General features: G+C 74.3%; 12 protein-coding genes. 7 read left to right on the top strand and 5 right to left on the bottom strand.

Annotated features, from left to right (window positions below; translation table 11 throughout):
- Positions 1-67: 67 nt before the first annotated feature.
- Positions 68-2,356: a hypothetical protein gene (locus IE140_RS02105; RefSeq protein WP_189460011.1), complete on the top strand. Its 2,289-nt coding sequence runs from the start codon at positions 68-70 to the stop codon at positions 2,354-2,356.
- A gap of 108 nt (positions 2,357-2,464) precedes the next feature.
- On the opposite strand, the gene IE140_RS02100 is transcribed toward IE140_RS02105, so the two are convergent.
- Positions 2,465-4,249: a pectate lyase-like domain-containing protein gene (locus IE140_RS02100; RefSeq protein ID WP_189460009.1), complete on the bottom strand. Its 1,785-nt coding sequence runs from the start codon at positions 4,247-4,249 to the stop codon at positions 2,465-2,467.
- A gap of 309 nt (positions 4,250-4,558) precedes the next feature.
- Between IE140_RS02100 and IE140_RS02095 the strand changes: the two genes are divergently transcribed.
- A complete protein-coding gene (locus tag IE140_RS02095) occupies positions 4,559-5,065 on the top strand; it encodes a DUF4265 domain-containing protein (RefSeq protein ID WP_150198646.1) in 507 nt (168 codons plus the stop codon).
- 98 nt (positions 5,066-5,163) lie between these two features.
- On the opposite strand, the gene IE140_RS02090 is transcribed toward IE140_RS02095, so the two are convergent.
- Positions 5,164-5,748 (bottom strand): sugar O-acetyltransferase, encoded by a 585-nt coding sequence (locus IE140_RS02090; RefSeq protein WP_093444506.1) that lies wholly within the window; start codon positions 5,746-5,748, stop codon positions 5,164-5,166.
- On the bottom strand, positions 5,745-6,998 hold the full coding sequence (locus tag IE140_RS02085) for an MFS transporter (protein ID WP_150198649.1): 1,254 nt from the start codon (positions 6,996-6,998) through the stop codon (positions 5,745-5,747). The genes IE140_RS02090 and IE140_RS02085 overlap by 4 nt, the downstream gene beginning before the upstream one ends.
- A gap of 166 nt (positions 6,999-7,164) precedes the next feature.
- Between IE140_RS02085 and IE140_RS02080 the strand changes: the two genes are divergently transcribed.
- From IE140_RS02080 to IE140_RS02060, 5 genes are all read left to right on the top strand, one after another.
- The gene (locus IE140_RS02080; protein ID WP_109181593.1) at positions 7,165-8,145 is read left to right on the top strand and encodes an ArsR/SmtB family transcription factor; all 981 of its coding nucleotides are present in this window, start codon (positions 7,165-7,167) and stop codon (positions 8,143-8,145) included.
- A gap of 238 nt (positions 8,146-8,383) precedes the next feature.
- The gene (gene lanKC / locus IE140_RS02075; RefSeq protein ID WP_150196526.1) at positions 8,384-11,197 is read left to right on the top strand and encodes a class III lanthionine synthetase LanKC; all 2,814 of its coding nucleotides are present in this window, start codon (positions 8,384-8,386) and stop codon (positions 11,195-11,197) included.
- Positions 11,198-11,242: 45 nt separating this feature from the next.
- Positions 11,243-11,374, top strand: a complete 132-nt coding sequence (locus IE140_RS02070; protein ID WP_003966507.1) for a SapB/AmfS family lanthipeptide — start codon at positions 11,243-11,245, stop codon at positions 11,372-11,374.
- A 93-nt stretch (positions 11,375-11,467) separates the two neighbouring features.
- A complete protein-coding gene (locus IE140_RS02065) occupies positions 11,468-13,315 on the top strand; it encodes an ABC transporter ATP-binding protein (RefSeq protein WP_229826666.1) in 1,848 nt (615 codons plus the stop codon).
- Entirely contained in the window at positions 13,312-15,186 is a 1,875-nt protein-coding gene (locus tag IE140_RS02060) for an ATP-binding cassette domain-containing protein (RefSeq protein WP_150196527.1), read from the top strand. The genes IE140_RS02065 and IE140_RS02060 overlap by 4 nt, the downstream gene beginning before the upstream one ends.
- Here IE140_RS02060 and IE140_RS02055 read toward each other — a convergent pair.
- Positions 15,155-15,760, bottom strand: coding sequence for a response regulator transcription factor (locus IE140_RS02055; RefSeq protein WP_032778705.1), 606 nt, complete (start codon positions 15,758-15,760; stop codon positions 15,155-15,157). The genes IE140_RS02060 and IE140_RS02055 overlap by 32 nt on opposite strands.
- Before the next feature lie 303 nt (positions 15,761-16,063).
- Positions 16,064-16,945, bottom strand: coding sequence for a transglutaminase-like and tetratricopeptide repeat-containing protein (locus tag IE140_RS02050; RefSeq protein ID WP_032763356.1), 882 nt, complete (start codon positions 16,943-16,945; stop codon positions 16,064-16,066).
- Between the last annotated feature and the right edge of the window lie 67 nt (positions 16,946-17,012).

Raw genomic sequence — 17,012 nt, 5'->3', positions numbered from 1 at the left:
CCGAGCCGTCCCCTGGCCTGCGGCATGGGGGAAGTACGGGCGGCGGAGCCAATCGGGAGAACCTGCTTTGAGTCGTGAAACTGACAGTTCGTCCTCCGGGCCCCAGGGTCGCGGCGGAGCCGCGTACCCCTCGGGTACGCCGCCGTACGGATCCCGCCAGTATCCGTCGCTCCACCCGTCGCGGGACGGCTCTGACGAGAACCCGGAATCCGTGGATCCGCCCCGGCCCGAGGAACCGAAGACCGAGACGACGCTGACGACGCGCATCCGGATCAACATCCCCGGCTCGCGTCCCATCCCGCCGGTCGTGATGCGTACGCCGATGGCGGCGAGCGACATCTCCGGCGACGGCGGCTCGGACAGGGAGCGCACCGGCGCGACCCCGCGCCCCGGCACGCCGCCGACCGCACCGGGCCCCGGTGCGAGCGCCGGTGCCGGAGCCTCGGACCGATCCGGCGGCCCGAACGGCGGCGCGCCCGCGGACCGGTCACGGGACGGCGGCCCGGCCGCCGACCCGGCGCCCGCGGAGAAGCCGGCCCGGGAGAAGAGCGGCAGCGACTGGTTCGCCCCGCGCAAGGCCCCGGCCGCCGGACCGGCGGCGCCGGGCCAGGGCGGTCCGGGCACGGGTGCGGGTGCGCCCGGCGGTCCGGGTGGCCCCGGTGGTCCGAGCGCGGGCGGCCCGGGTTCGGGCGGCCTCGGCGGTCTGGCCTCCGGTGGTCCCGGTGCGGGCGGTCCCGGTGGCCCGGCCTCCGGCGGTCCCGGTGCGGGCGGTCCCGGCTCCGGCGGCCTCGGCGGTCCCGGTCCGGGTGGCCCCGGCGGCGCGCCCGACGGAGGCGCGGGCCGTTCGCGCCCCGACCTGCCGTACTTCTCGGACGCCCCGAAGCCCGGTGGCGGCGGACCGGGTGCGCCCGGCTCCGGCCCCGCCCGCAGCGCGCTCGACAGCTACGGCACCGAGCCCCCCGGCGGCGGCCCGCGTGCCACCCCCGGCCCCGGAGTGCGTACGCCCGGCCCGTCCGGCCCCACCACGGGACCGGTCACCGGCACCTCCTCGCTGACCCCGAACCTCGACGGCGTCCCGGGCCTCGGCGGCCCCGGCCCGATGGTCCCGGGCACCCCCGGCGGCGTACCGCCCCGGATGTCCGACGACACCGCGATCCTCACGCCGCAGGCCCCGGCGCCCGAGCCCGGCCCCGGCGGCCATGTCTCGGGTGACACGCTGACGAGCGGCATCCCCGTGGTGCCCAGCGAACCGCGCGCCACCTTCCCGGGCGGGCCGGGCACCCCCGGCGCCCCGGTGACGGGCCACGGAGGTCCCGGCGGACCGGGCGGACCGGGTGTTCCCACGCCGGGTCCCGCAGCCCCGCGCCCCGCGTCGCAGACCGCGCCGGCCCCCGCCGCCCCCGCGAAGAAGGGCCGCTCCAAGCTGGTCCTGCTCGGGGTCGCCGCGGTCGTCCTGCTCGGTATCGCGTACGGGGCGGGCCTCCTGCTGAACCACGCCGAGGTCCCGAAGGGCACCACAGTGCTCGGCGTCGACATCGGCGGCGGGACGAAGGAGGAGGCGGTCACCAAGCTCGAAGCCGCCCTCGGTGAGCGGGCCAAGACGCCTCTGACGCTGTCCGTGGACGGCAAGGAGGAGAAGCTCGACCCCGAGAAGGCCGGCCTCACCCTGGACAGCCAGGAGACCGTGCGCGGCGCGGCGGGCAGCGACTACAACCCCGTCTCGGTGATCGGTTCGCTGTTCGGCGGGGAGCGCCCCGCCGACCCGGTGATCCCGGTCGACGAGGAGAAGCTCGGCGTGGCGCTGACCGACCTGGCGGGCGCCTCCGGCTCTGCCAACGACGGCACGATCCGCTTCGAGCCGAACAAGGCCGTGGCGGTGCCGGGCAAGCCGGGCAAGACGCTGGACGCCGGCCAGTCCCTGATCTCGGTCCGGGACGCCTACCGCGCCCAGGTGCAGACCGGGAAGGCCAACGTGGTCGAGCTTCCCGTCACCACCAGCGAACCCACCATCACCAAGGCCGAACTGGACCGGGCGATGAAGGAGTTCGCCCAGCCCGCGATGTCCGGCCTGATCACCATCAAGGCCGGTCCCAAGCAGATCCAGTTCGGCCCGGCCCGGTCGCTGCCGCAGATCCTGTCCATGAAGCCGGTGGACGGCCGACTGGTCGACGTCTACGACAAGAAGGCGATCGACACGCTTCTCGACGGCGTCTTCGACGGCATCATGGCCGTCAAGGCCGACGGAAAGAAGCACCAGGTCGGCCCGGACGACGTGGCGCAGGCGATGAAGACCGCCCTGACCGGCACGACCCCGGCCGAGCGCACGGTCACCATCAGCCTGACCGGCGAGGGCTGAGGCCCGGCGGCAGCCGCGCCATCTCTCCATGAATGACCGGCGAAGCGGGGCCCGGCGCTCACCAGCAGCCGGACCCCGCTTCCGTTCGACTCCCTCAGCCGGAGAGGACTAAGGGAAGTTCACCACCGGGGACGGGACCGTCTCCGTGCCCGACGTCGGGGAGCCGACGTCGTTGATGACGTGCTCGTACTGGCCGTTGCCGCCGAGCGAGACCACGATCAGGCTGTGGAACTTCACACCGGGCTTCACCGGGGCCTTGAAGCCGTGCTCCTGGATGATCGTCGGGTCGACGTTGTAGTAGCAGTAGCTGCCCATGCCCCAGCCCTCGTGCTGCTCGACCGAGTCGTCGACCCGGTAGGCCGCGTAGCCCTTCGTGTCGCCGTTCTGGATCGCCTCCTGGTTCGGGGCGTCGTACGCCTTCTCGTTCTGGAAGAAGATCGTGCGGCCGCGCTCGCCGTACCACTCCACGTCGTACTTGTTGAAGTGCTCCACGAACAGCCCGGTCGCCAGGACGTCGTCACCGTTCACCCGGACCCCGTAGTCGGCCCGGTTGGTCTCCCAGCCCCAGCCCTCACCGTGGTCCGCCCGCCACACCCAGGTGTGGTCGATGATCGTGTCGTCGCTGTTGACGACGATGCTCGTGGTCGCCTTGCCGGGGCCCGCGCCACCGATCCGCACGAACACGTCCTGCAGTGACGTGGGGTTGGCGGAGTGGTCGGCCGAGGCGTTCTCGGGGCCGACCTCGATCAGCGTCTCGGAGTTCACCGGGCCCGCGTCTACCAGGAGGCCCGCGAGCTTCACGCCGTCCACGTCACCGACCTTGATCGCGGTCACCCCGTTGTCCGGGATGATCGTGGCCAGGCCGAGGCCCAGGGCCACGGTGTCCGCGCGATTGATGTTGATCGTCTCGTCGATGTGGTAGACGCCGGGCGTGAAGAGCAGGTGGAGGCCCTGCTCCACGGCCGCGTTGATCGTGGCGGCGTCCGCCCCCTCCTTCACGACGTAGAACCGGTCCAGCGGGATCGACTCGCCGGCCGGGGTGCCGTCGGCCCATGAGACGCCACGCGCGTTCTCACGCTTCTCCGGGACGAAGACCTTGTAGTCGTCCCCGTCGAGGTGGAGGAAGGGCTTCTCGCGCGAGATGGGTGTGGTCTCCAGCGTGGTGTACGGCGGCTCGGGGAAGCTGTTGGCCGGTGCGCCCTCGACGCCCGAGAACGTCATGTTCCAGACGCCGTTGACCCAGCCGCCGACCGAGCTGTCGCGGGTGTACCACTGCTGCTGCGAGTACGGGCCCACCTCGCCGTCGATCTTGGAGTCGGCGATGTAGCCGCCGCTGGCCCAGCCGTAACCGTCGGGGGCGAGGTTCAGCCCGCCCTTGACGTGCATCCGGCGGAAGGGCGCCGCCTGGGAGACCGCCCAGCGGTTGGTGCCGGAGACCGGGTTGAGCGTCAGGTTCTCCGCCGAACGCCAGAAGTTCTGCGTCGCGTTGCCGTCGAACCAGCCCGCGTCGACGGTCACATCACCGTTGAACGTGGTGTCGTTCGGGTTGAGGCCGAGCCCCGCGATCTGGGTGTAGAAGCCGATCTGCGCGTTGATGTTGTCGTACGTGCCCGGCTTGAACATCAGCGCGTGGCGGTCGAGGCCGAACTGCGCGGACTCCTGCTTCTTGAAGATCTCGTCGACCTTGCCCTGGATATCGGGCGTCGACGGGTCGAAGACATGGACGTTCGGCCCGAGGTCGCCGCCGCCCGGCACGGCCTTGGCCTCCTCGCCGAAGGCGGTCTGGGCCGTGGGCACGGACATCAGCATCGCCACGGCGAGCGCGGCGAATCCGAGGGCCCGGGTGCGGAGGCGGGTGCGTGGGGCGGTGGGGGGAGTGGGGGGAGCATGCATGAGGTACGTCTCCTGGGTCGTGGTACATGTGCACGACGAACGGGCGAGAGAGCCTGGGGGAGGCCCTGGGAGAGCGCTCTCTCGTTACGCCGATGTTTCCCCTGTGGGCCTGTACGCGTCAAGAGGTGTGCGTCAGGAGCCTCGGAAGATGCGGCTGAATCCAACAACTGGCCCTGAATGTCGGGAAATTGGCGGTACCGGAGCTATGGGTGGCAGGCGCTGACTTCAGGAGCTGATGCCGTGCCTGGTCGTGGTGGTGGCGGTGGTCGTGGACAGGCGGACGTGCCGGGCGCGGGGGACCATGGGGCCATGAGTTCCCCCGCCCGCCCGGAGCGCCCGTCCGGCGAAGCCGATCAGATCAAGGTCTGGTTCCGGCTGGCCCCGCGCGAGGACGGGCCGCTGCCGTACGAGACGGAGGGGCTGTGGGCGACGCGGCTCGGCCCGGACACCGCGCGGGTGGACAACGTGCCCTTCCTGCGGGACGGGGTCGCGGAGGGCGAGACCGTACGGTTCCGGACGGACGGCGACGGGGTGCACTGGGCCGGCGAGCGGGTGGCGGACTCGGGCAACTGCACCGTACGGGTGCTGCCCGTGCCGGACGGTCCGCTCGGGCACGACGCGCGGGCCGTGCACGAGCGGCTCGCCGGTTTTGGGCTCACGGGCGAGGTCTTCAGCGCCGATTTTCCGCTGGTCGCCGTGACCGTGCCGGGCGGCGCGGATCTGCGCGGGGTGAAGGCGCTACTCACCCGGGGGCGCGACGAGGGCTGGTGGCACTTCGAGGTCTCGTGCGTCACGGATGCCTGGCGGGCGGCGTGACCTTACGGGCGGCGTGACCGTACGGGCGGCGTGACCGTACGGGTGTGGGGAGCGTCGGTCTGCCGGAGAGTGCCGATCTGCCGGAGAGCGCCGGTGGGTTACGCCTCCGGCTCGCCGATCGTCCGAATCACCCGGGCCGGGTTGCCGACTGCCACGACGTTCGCCGGCAGGTCCTTCGTGACGACCGCCCCCGCGCCGACCACCGTGTTCTCGCCGATGGTCACCCCGGGGCAGACGATCACCCCGCCGCCCAGCCACACGTTGTCGCCGATGGTGATCGGCTCGGCCGCCTCCCACTTGGCGCGGCGCTGCTCGGGGTCGATGGGGTGGGTCGGGGTGAGCAGCTGGACGTTCGGGCCCATCTGGACGTCCGCGCCGACGGTGATGCGGGCGACGTCCAGGAGGACCGCGCCGAAGTTGACGAACGTACGCGGACCGATGGTGGTCCGGTAGCCGTAGTCGACCCGCAGTGGCGGCCGTACCTCCACGCCCTCGCCCACCTCGCCGAGCAGCTCGGCCAGGACCGCGCGCCGGGCCTCGGGGTCGGCGGCCGACGTGGCGTTGTAGCGCTCGCTCAGCACGGCCGCGTGCAGGGCCTCCGCCGCCAGTTCGGGGTCGTCGGCGAGGTACAGCTCGCCGGCGAGCATGGCTTCCTTCTGGCTGGGCCTGGCGTTGTCGCTCATGTCGTCTCTTCCGGTGCGGGGTGTGCGGTGCGGGGTGTACGGGACGCTCGCGGTGATCCGTCCCCTTCGAGCAGTCTGCCCCCGTCGGTGTCGGCCGGCGTACGCAGCCCCGGGGCCAGCGCCAGCGTCACCGCCACCGAGAGCCCCGCGACCGCCGCCATGCCCGTCGCGGGGGAGGTCAGCTGGGCGATTCCGCCCGCCACGGCCGCGCCCACCCCCTGCATCGCGAGCATCCCCGAGGAGCTGAGCCCGAGCGCCTGGCCGCTCAGCTCCTGCGGGGTGAGGGCCAGCAGCCGTTCCTGGAGCAGCAGGCTCGCGGCGAAGCCGACACTCGCCACGACGACCACCGCCAGGGCGAGGGGCAGCCCCGGGCCCAGCGCGAAGAGCAGGTAGGGCGCGGCCAGCAGCAGCCGCAACGGAGCTCCCAGCCGGGTCCGCCACCGGGTTGTGACGAACCGCCCGACCAGCGTGTCCCCGGCGAGCATCCCCAGGGCCCCGCCGGCGAAGAGGAGCCCGGCGTGCCCGGGCGCGTACGCCACGTACAGGGACTCGCAGCCCACGACGAGCCCGTTGGGGACCCAGAGGGCGAGGAGGACGTACCTGCGCGGCGTGGACGACCAGAGTGACGCGTTCGTCCGCCAGGTCTCCCGGACCGAGGGGCGGCCGGTCGCCCTGGCCGGCCGGGCGGTCAGCCCGAGCCGGGTCACGGCCGCCGCGCCGACGTACAGGGCCGCCCCGATCAGCAGCGTGCCGCGCGCCGAGAACACGGCCACCAGTGCCCCGCCCACCGCGAATCCGCAGATCTGCATCGCGCCGCCCGCCATGTTCAGCACCGAGCGGCCGAGGAGGAACCCCTCGCGCGGCACGATCTCGTTGAGCAGCCCGTACCGCACACCTCCGCCCGGCGACGCGGCCACCCCCATCACCAGCAGAACCGCGAACGCCGCCCGCAACGGCAGCCCGGGGACGGCCTGCACACAGGCGGCCCCCGCCGACAGCAGGGCGAGAGCGGTCAGCGCGGCGCGCGGCGGCAGCCGGTCCGCCGCCGACAGCAGGGTCAGCGCCCCGGCCACCTGGGCCAGCGACGGTCCGAACATCGCCAGCGCCGACAGGAGGGGCGATCCCGTCCGCGCGTACACGAGGGTGCCCAGGGCCAGACCGGTCGCGGTCTGGGCGGCCGTCTGCACGGAGGCGGCGGCGAAGAAGGGGGTGAACTCCGGGGTCCGGAAGAGTTCGCGGTAGGTGCGCATGGGGGGAGTCTCCGGACACCGTCACCGGAGCCGTACTGTTTCGCGCGGACGCGAAAGCCTGGGGCGGGCGGGTCGCCCGGGGGTTTCCTGAACCGGGGCGGCCCGGGGCGGACAGGGGGGACAGGCCCGCCGGACAGGGCTGACAGGGAACGGGGCGGTGGTGTGCGTGGGCTGGTGGCAGGTCAGTGCGGACACGCTCGCGAGCAGCCGGTTCGTCGTCTCGCCGTTCGCGGAGACCGTCGCGAGCCTGATGCTCCTGGAGCGGGCCACCGCCGCGCACCCGGGGGAGCGCGCCTGGCTGGAGACCCATCTGCCCGCGTACCGGCGGCGGGCGGCCGACGACCCGGTCTCCGCGCTGGTGATCCGCTCCGCCCTCGCGCCCCGCTGGACCGCCGACTTCCTCACCCCCGTACCGGTCCCCGCCCCGCCCGGCCAGGCGCCGCCCTCCTTCGCCGAGGAGCTGGCGCGGGTCCGGGCCACCCCGCCCGACCGGGCGCGCGCCGATCTGGCCGTGGCGCTGGGCGGGCCGCTGCCCGCCGCGCTGGACCGGGACGATCCGGCCGAGCGCGCCGCCGATGCCGTGGAGTGGGTCTGGACGCACACCGTGCTGCCCGACTGGCCGAGACGGCGGCGGATCCTGGAGGCCGATGTGGTGGCCCGTACCGCCCAGTTGGGGCAAGCGGGCTGGGCCGGGGCCCTGAACGGCATGCGGCCCGGGGTCCGTTGGCTGGGAGACAGCCGGTTGCAGATCAACACCTACGACAACCCGCCCCGCGAACTGGACCGCGCCCAGCTGCTGTTCATCCCCGTCACCCCGGACCGGTCCTGGGTCTGCTGGGACATCCCGCACCGGTACGGGCTGGTCTACCCGTGTTCCGGCGTACTCGCCGAGGCTGCCGGACGCGTTCCCGTCCCCGCCGCCCTGGGCGCGCTGATCGGGCCCGCACGGGCGGCCGTCCTGGTGCTGCTGGCCTCACCGCTCAGCACCACGCAGCTCGTCGCGCTGACCGGCCAGGGGCTGGGTTCGGTCGGCCGCCATCTGCGGATCCTGCTGGACGCCGGGCTGGTCCGCCGCCGCCGGGCGGGCCGCTCCGTGCTCTATTTCCGTACGGAGTCGGGCGACGTCCTGGTGCACGGCGCGGGCTGAGCAGAGCCGAAAGCGCCCGGTGCACGCCCCCACGCGCCCCTGGCCTTCGCCCCTTCAGGGCGGGGCGACGAGCGGATACGCATCAGTACGTGGTGCGCTCCGCATGGTTGGCGCGCATGTACGAGTCGTGACAACGGTGACTATGGGCACCGCTCGTCGTTGTGACAACTTCTCTCTCGCCGCGAACGACGCGGACGAACCGCGAACGACGCGGACGAACCGAGCGAGGGGGCCGTGCGTGAATCCGGAGTACGCCGCGTACTGCCAGGCGGACCGCCGTTTCTACGACGCACCCCACCGTTCCCTCGGACCGGACGGAGCCGTCGACGAGGAGAGCTCGTTCTACGCCGCCGTCCGTGGCTCCGCCCCCGAGGGGTGGACCCGCTCCCGGCGCGGTGACTGGCTCTCCTACAGCCCCGACGGGCTGCGGCTGCCGGCCCAGGGCTGGAAGATCCACGTCTCGGCCGCCCTCGACAACGCGGCCTCCGTGCTCGACCGGGTCGCCGCCCACTGTCTGGAGCACCGGCTCGCCTTCAAGTGCATACCGAACGCCGGGCTGTTGGCCCTGCGGAACGCCAAGTACGCCGACCGGGCGGGCAGCGGGAAGTTCATCACCGTCTACCCGCCGTCCGAGGAAGCGTTCCCCGAGGTGTGCACCGCCCTGATGGAGCTTCTGGAGGGCGAGCACGGCCCGTACATCCTGAGTGATCTGCGGTGCGGGAACGGGCCCGTGCACACGCGGTACGGCGCGTTCGCCGCCCGCTTCTGCTCCGGTCCGGACGGACGGCCCGTGCCCGCCGTCGCCGATCCGCGGGGCCGGCTCGTCCCGGACGACCGGGGCCCCGCCTTCCGCGTCCCCTCCTGGGTGACCCCACCCGGCTTTCTGATGCCGCACATCGAAGCCCGGGCCGCCGTGGGCCTCGCCGGCCTCCCGTACGCCGTGGAGAAGGCGCTGCACTTCTCGAACGGCGGCGGGGTCTACCTCGGCCGCGACACCCGCACCGGCGAACAGGTCGTCCTCAAGGAGGCCCGGCCGTACGCCGGTCTGGCCGCCGACGGGGCGGACGCGGTGGCCCGTCTGGAGCGGGAGAGGACCGCGCTGGAACAACTGGCCGGGCTGGACTGCGCACCGGACGTCCGGGACGTGTTCGAGGTCGGCGACCACCACTTCCTGGTCCTCCAGTACATCCCCGGCACCACCCTCAACACCGTCTTCGCCCGCCGCTTCCCGCTCGCCCGGCAGCACCCGTCGCCCGAACTCCTCGCCGAACACGCCGCGTGGGCTGAGGAGTTGTACGGGCAGGTCGAGCGGGCCGTCGCGGCGGTGCACGCCAGGGGCATCGTCATCAGCGATCTCCACATGAGCAACGTGATGGTCGACGAGGAGGCCGGGCGGATCGTCCTGCTCGACTTCGAGGCGGCCTCCCCGGCCGCCGAACGCCGCCGCCAGATCGTTGCCAACCCGGCCTTCGTCGCCCCGCCCGACCGGCGCGGCACCGACATCGACCGCTACGCGCTCGCCTGTCTGCGGCTCGCCCTGTATCTGCCGCTCACCACACTGTTCGGCATCGACCGCACGAAGGCCGCCGGGCTCGCCCGGGACATCGCCCGCGCCTTCCCGGTGCCGGAGGACGCGCTGCGTCCGGCGGTCGAGGAGATCCTGCGGGACGTACGGGATGTGCGGGACGCCCGGGACACGGGCGAGGCCGCCGCCCGGACGGCTCCGGCAGCGGCCGCCGGTACGGCTTCCGCTTCTGCTCCGGGCCGCGGCCCCGGTACGGCGTCCGGCTCGGGCCCCGGCCCTGGCCCCGCTTCCGGCTCCGCCTCCACGTCCGGCCGGGATTCCGGCGAGGCTTCCGCTTCACCCGACGGCCTCCGCGACTGGCCCCGCGCCCGCGACGCGCTGGCCAAGGCCATCGCCGCCTCCTGCACACCGGAGCGCGACGACCGCTGCTTCCCCGGGGACATCGCCCAGTTCGCCACCGCCACCGGCGGCCAGTCCTTCGCGTACGGGGCCGCCGGGGTCCTCCACGCCCTCCACGAGACCGGCGCCCCGCCGTGCGCACCGGCCGAGGAGTGGCTCCTGCGGCACGCCAAGGACCCCGCGTCCGGCAGCCCCCTCGGCTTCTACGACGGGCTCACCGGCATCGCCTGGACCCTGCACCGGATCGGCCGCACCGCCGAGGCCGCCGACCTCCTCCGGATCATCCTCGACCAGCCCTTGGAGGGCCTCGCGCCCGGGCTGCACAACGGGTACGCGGGCATCGGCCTCGCCCTCGACGACCTGGCCCGCACCGCCTCCGCCACCGACGCACCGGCCCTGTCGGCCGCCGCGACCCGCTGCACGGCCCTCGCCGTCCGCGCGCTCGTCGACGGTCCGCCGTCGCCCCGCACCGGACTGCTGCACGGCGCGAGCGGCATCGCCCTGCTCCTGATCCGCCGGTACGCGACGACCGGGGACACCGCCCTGCTGGACCTGGCCGCCGGCGCACTCCGCCGCGACCTGGAACGCTGCCGGGCCGGCGACGACGGGGCGCTCCTCGTCGTCGAGGGCAAACGGCTGATGCCGTACGTCGGTTCGGGCAGCGCCGGTATCGCGGCCGTCATCGACGCCTACCTCGCCCACCGCCCCGACCCGGACCTCGAAGCGGCGGGCCGGGCCCTGCTCCCGGCCGCGCTCTCCGCCTTCTACGTCCAGCCCGGACTCTTCAGGGGCTCCGCCGGACTCCTGCTGCACCTCGCGGCCACCCCGCTCTGCGACCCGGCGGACCGGCGGCGCGCGATCGACCGCCACACCGACCTGCTGGCCGGCCACGCCCTGCCGTACGGCGGCGGACTCGCCTTCCCCGGAGAGCAGTTGATGCGCCTGTCGATGGACCTGGCCACCGGGACCGCCGGCGCTCTCCTCGCCCTGGGCGCCGCTTCCGGCCGCCCCACCGGACTTCCCTTCCTGCCCGCCGCTCCGGCGGCGGCACACCCCGGCCGCACGAGCGGCCCCACGGACCGGCCCCGCCAGGGGTCGTCGGACCGGCCCCACTCGGGGTCGTTCTAGCACCACCGCCCAAAGCACCACCAATCGTCCCCGAAAGGACACATCATGGCGCTTCTCGACCTTCAGGCGATGGACACCCCGGCCGAGGACTCCTTCGGCGAGCTCGCCACGGGCAGCCAGGTCTCGCTGCTGGTCTGTGAGTACAGCTCCCTCAGCGTGGTCCTCTGCACCCCGTGACCCGCACCGGCCGGCCCGTCGGTGCTCACCACCGACGGGCCGGCCGGCCACGTGCCCGCAGGGGCCGCCCCTGCCGACCCGAAAGGCGCCCCCGTGCCGCTGCCGCACCCGGACCCGAGCCCCGGCACGGAGTCCGGCGTCCGACGGCTCGCCCGGCAGCATCCGGCCGCCCTCACCTGGTTGTTCCTCTGCTCCACCGGCGGGGCGCTCGCCGCCCTCGCCCTGCCCGTCGCCCTCGGCCACACCGTCGACCGGCTCGTCTCCGGCGGGCCCGTGCCCTGGTCCGGGCTGCTGCTCTGCGCCGCCCTGACTTTCGCCGAGACCGGGTTCGACGCGGCGGCCGCCGTGACCGGCACAACCACCAGCGCCCGGCTCACCGCGTCCCTGCGCACCCGCACCGCCGCCCGGATCCTGGCCGCCGAGCCACGCAGGGCCCTCGCCCTGCCCACCGGTGACCTCACTGCCCGGCTCACCGCACGCACCGCCGACGCCGCGTCCGCGCCCGTCACCGCCGCCGGAGCCGTCGCGGGCGTCCTGCTCCCGCTCGGCGCGCTCGTCGGCCTCGTCCTCATCGACGTCTGGACGGCCGCCGCCCTCCTCCTGGGCGCCCCGCTCCTCGTCGTCCTGCTGCGCACGTTCACCCGGCACACCGCCGACGCCGGAGCCGACTACCAGCGCGCCCAGTCGCTCATCGCCCACCGGCTCACCGAAGCCCTGGAGGGCGCCGACACCATCCGCGCCGCCCGCACCGGCGCCCGCGAACACCGACGGGTCCTGGAACCCCTGGCCGCCCTGGCCGACCACGGCCGCCGCACCTGGACCGTGTACGGGCGGGCCGTCGGCCGCAGCGGACTCCTGCTGCCCCTGCTCATGCTGCTGGTCCTCGCGGTCGCCGGACTCCGGCTCGGCGCGGGCGCGATCGGCGTGGGCGAGCTCGTCGCCGCCTCCCGGTACGCGAGCCTCGCCGTCGGCATCGGCGCCCTCACCGGGGCACTCGGCTCCCTGGCCCGCAGCCGCGCTGCCGCCCGGAGCCTCGACCCGCTGCTCACCCTCGTCCCGCTGCCGCACCGCGGCCTGGGTCCGGTCCCCGACGCCCCCGGACACCTCGAACTCCGGGACGCCGGCGTCGAACAGGACGGCCGCCCCCTGCTGACCGGCGTCCACCTGACCGTCCCCGGCGGCACATCCCTGGCCGTCGTCGGCCGCTCCGGCTCCGGCAAGTCCCAGCTCGCCGCGGTCGCCGGGCGGCTGCTCGACCCGGACACCGGCAGCGTGCTGCTGGACGGCGTCCCGCTGGACGCCATGGAACCGGACCGGCTCCGCCGCGAGGTGGCGTACGCCTTCGCCCGCCCCGCCCTCCTCGGCACCACCGTCGAGGACACGATCGCCCACGGCCCCTGGACCGCCCCGCCCGACGCCGTACGCGAAGCGGCCCGCGCGGCCCGCGCGGACGGGTTCCTCGCCCTGCTCCCGTACGGGTACGCCACCCCGGTCGCCGACGCCCCGCTCTCCGGCGGCGAACGCCAACGCCTGGGGCTGGCCCGCGCGTTCGCCCACCCGGGCCGGCTGCTGATCCTCGACGACGCGCTGTCCAGCCTCGACACCGTGACCGAGCACCACGTCCGCCGCGCCCTCGACGCGCGGGCCGGGCGCTGCACCCGGATCATCGTCGCCCACCGGCTCTCCTCGGCCGCGCGGGCGGACCGGGTCGCCTGGCTGGAGGACGGCCGGCTCCGCGCGACGGGCCGCCACGACGAGTTGTGGCAGGACCCGGAGTACCGGGCGCTCTTCAGCACGGACACCGGCACGGCCGACGGAGGCACGGACACCGGCACGGCCGACGCGGTCGGGGGCAGTACGGGCAGCACCGCCACCGGTCCGGGCGCCACTTCCGGTCCCGAGGACGCCCCCTCCTCCCTCACCGCAGCGGAGACGCGATGAAGCGCGGCCACGACCCGGCACGACCCGTGGGCCACGACCCGGCACGCCCCGAGCGGGACACCGCCCTGCGCCGGGTCAGCCGCGAGGCCCGGCCCTTCCTGCGGGCGCGCACCGGGGCGATCCTGCGGCTGTCCGGGTGGTCCCTGCTGGAGTTCGCGCAGACCTTCCTCAGCGGATACGGGGTCGCCCGCGCCCTCGACGACGGCTTCCTCGCCGGACGTCCGGCCACCGGGCTCCTCTGGCTGGCCGTCGCCGCCGTCGCCGTGCTGCCCTCCGTGCTCGCCGCCCGCGGGGTGTTCGGCCGACTCGCCGACCTGGTGGAGCCGCTGCGCGACGGACTGGTCCGGCGTGCGGTGGCACGGGCGCTGTCGGGTGCGCTCGGCCGCTCCGGCGACGTCAGCACCCGGTCCCTCTCCCAGGTCACCCATCAGAGTGAGATCGCCCGGGACGGCTGGGCCGGACTGGTCCTGACCCTGCGGTCGTTCGTGTTCACGGCCGCCGGAGCCGTCACCGGCCTGCTGGCCCTCTCGCCCGCCCTCCTCCTCATCGTGCTGCCGCCCCTGGTCCTGGGGTCCGCCCTGTTCCTCGGCACCCTGCCGCCGATGGCCGCCCGCCAGCGCGCCTACCTCGCCGCCGACGAGGCGTACGCCGCGCACGCGGGCGACCTCGCCGCCTCCGTACGGGACATCGCCGCCGCCGGAACCGCCGAGCGGACGCTGGCCGGGTCCCGGGCCCTGGCCGAGACGCAGCTCGCCGCGTCCCGTTCGCTGGCCCGCTGGTCGGCCGTGCGGGTGGTGGCCCTCGCGGTCTGCGGCCGGTTCCCGCCGCTCCTGCTGCTCCTGGGGGCGCCGTGGCTGCTGCGGAACGGGCTCACCCCGGGCGGTCTCGTCGGCGCGCTGACCTATCTCACCCAGGCGCTCGCCCCCGCCGTCCAGGCGCTGATGACCATGCTGGGCACGGCGGGCGGCCGCCTCGTCGTGGTCCTGGACCGTTTCACGGACGCCCCGCCCCCGCCCGCCGACGAACCGGCCCCGGCCGCCTCCGCCGACTCCCCGCCACCCCCTCGGCACCCCGCCCGGCACACCCCGGTCGCCGAACTCCACGAGGTCACCTTCGCGTACGGGCCCCGCGCCCACCCCGTCCTGGACCGGCTCTCCCTGACGGTCGGGGCGGGCGAGCACCTCGCGGTCGTCGGCCCGAGCGGCAGCGGCAAGTCGACCCTGGCCGCCGTCCTCGCCGGGACCGAGCGGCCCACCGGGGGAGCGGTGCGGTGGCGGGGGCGCCCGGCGCGGCCGGCCGACGCCACGTCCGTGCGCGTCCTGCTGCCCCAGCACGCCTATGTGTTCAGCGGCACGCTGCGGGACAACCTCCGCTACCTCCGGCCCGACGCCCGTGACCGGGAGATCGCGGCCATGGCGGACGCGGTCGGCCTGGACGCGCTGCTCTCCCGGCTCGGCTCCCTCGACGCGGCCGTCGAGCCGGACCGGCTCTCCCAGGGCGAACGGCAGCTCGTCGCCCTCGGCCGCGCCTATCTCGCCGCCCCGCCGCTGCTGATCCTCGACGAGGCCACCAGCCGGCTCGACCCGGCCGCCGAGACCCGAGCCGAGCTGGCGTTCGCCGCCCTGCCGGGCGCGCTGATCGTCGTCGCCCACCGGCTCGGCTCGGCCCGTCGCGCCGACCGGACCCTGGTGATGGACGGCCCGCGCACCCGCTGCGGAACCCCCGGCGAACTCCTGCGTAGCAGTGCCCTCTACCGCGACCTGTCCGGCCTCTGGGAGCCGGAAGAACCGGCAGGGCCGGAAGGACCGGAAGCGCGGCGTGGCGAGGAGCACGGAATCATCAGATCCACCCCGCCTCCTTCGCCCGTCTGATCGCGTCCAGCCGATTCCGCGCCCCGGACTTCCGGATGGCGGCGGCCAGATAATTGCGGACCGTCCCCGGTGTCAGGTGCAGTCGCGCGGCCATCCCCGCCACGTTGTCACCCTCCTCGGCCATCGAGAGCACACTCAATTCCCTCGGCGATAACGGCATGTCGGCCACCTGGAGAAGACTGAAGGCCAGCGATTCGTCGATATGCCGTCCCCCGTCCGCCAGTTTGTGCATCACCTCGGACAGGTCGTCCACCGGGCGGTACTTGTCGATGTAGCCGAGCGCCCCCGCCTCGTAAGCACGCCGCAGGCCGCGCGGCTGATCGCTGCGGGTGAGCACGGCGAGGGGATACGTTCCTCCATGCGGTGCGGTGACCGTCTTCAGCTCGTCGAGTACGTCGCGTGCGCCCGGACAGTCGAGGTCGGTGAGCAGCACATCGGGGCCGGTGACGTTCAACGCGGCGCGTATCGCGCCGCGTTCGGCGGTGCGGACCTCTATTCCCCGCCCCGTGCCGAGGAGCGATGCCAGCGATGCGCGCCACAACGGCACGGTGTGGACCAGCAGCACGGTTGTCATCAATCTGCCCTCAGCTCTTCTCTTCCGGCCGCCCAACGCGGAATGCGATGGGTCGTGCGCGCCCCGTGACGGGTTTCCAGTTGAGCGCATGGGCATTCGTGTACGCCGACGAACGGGCCGAATAACGTCACTGTTGGGCGCGGCAGGGGGCGTTCGGATGCAAAACGGGAGCGCACATCGCTGACGGACCCATCCGTCTCGCCACGGCCGCGGTGCTTGCACGAGTGAGGCCAGGCGGATTTCGGCGGATGCGCAGATCCATGGATCCGCCGATCTGCGGATCTCCTTACCGGAGCGCCGGGTTCAGTTCAGCAGGGCGCGCGCCGCATGAGCCTTGCGCCGGATGTTCTCGGCCGTCGTTGGCTCGATCTCGGCGAGGATCTCCGCATACTCCTCCATCTCCGCCGCCCCGCGCAGGAATTCACCGCGCTGGACCAGGAGCTGGGCGCGCTCGTAGCGGAGCCTGGCCGGATGCGAGGGCAGGAGCAGCGACAGCTCCACCGCCCACAGGGCCACATCCGTGCGCTCGGGCCGGGCCGCCGCCCAGGCCCGGATGTTGTTCAGGATCCGCAGGACGATCTCCAGCGGACGGGCGGGCACCATCATCGACGGCTCCAGCGCCGCCCCGGTCGCCCCCGTGACCAGCAGCTCCGCGTCCTGGCCGGTCAGCGGCGCGCCCCCGGCGAACGGGTCGGCCAGCACCGGGTGTTCCCGGTCGCCGAAGCCGACCACGAAGTGCCCGGGCAGCGCCACCCCGTACACCGGGGCGCCCGCCCTCCGCGCGACCTCGATCCAGACGACCGACAGCAGGATCGGCAGGCCCCGGCGGCGGCGCAGCACCTGCTGGAGGAGCGAGGAGTCCAGCCGCTGGTAGTCGGCCGACGAGCCGCCGAATCCGCACCGCTCACCCAGCAGTTCGGCCAGCGCCGAGGCCCAGCCGGCGGGGGAGCGGGAGCCGTGGGGCAGCAGTCCCGCCAGCCGGTCCAGCTCGATCTGCGCGGCGTCGATGCCGTACGGGTCGGGGACGGGCTCCCCCGGCGTCACCGGGACGACCTCGGCCGGGCCGACCGGTCCGGCCTCCGCGCCCAGCAGCAGGCACAGGAGGGCGAGGTCCGGCCGCTCGGACCGGGCCTCCTCGGCGAACTGCCGCCGCCGCTCGGCCGCCCCGGAATCCAGCCCGCTCATGTCCGACCCACGCCCCTGCTCGTCCTGTTCCCGCCCCGGTCCCGGCCCCGCTCCCCGAGGCCCGCCG

Origin of the sequence: Streptomyces parvus, assembly GCF_014648875.1 — a bacterium.
GTDB lineage: Bacteria > Actinomycetota > Actinomycetes > Streptomycetales > Streptomycetaceae > Streptomyces > Streptomyces parvus.
The sequence above is the reverse complement of the archived record's forward strand: the minus strand, read 5'-3'. Positions and strand labels throughout refer to the sequence as shown.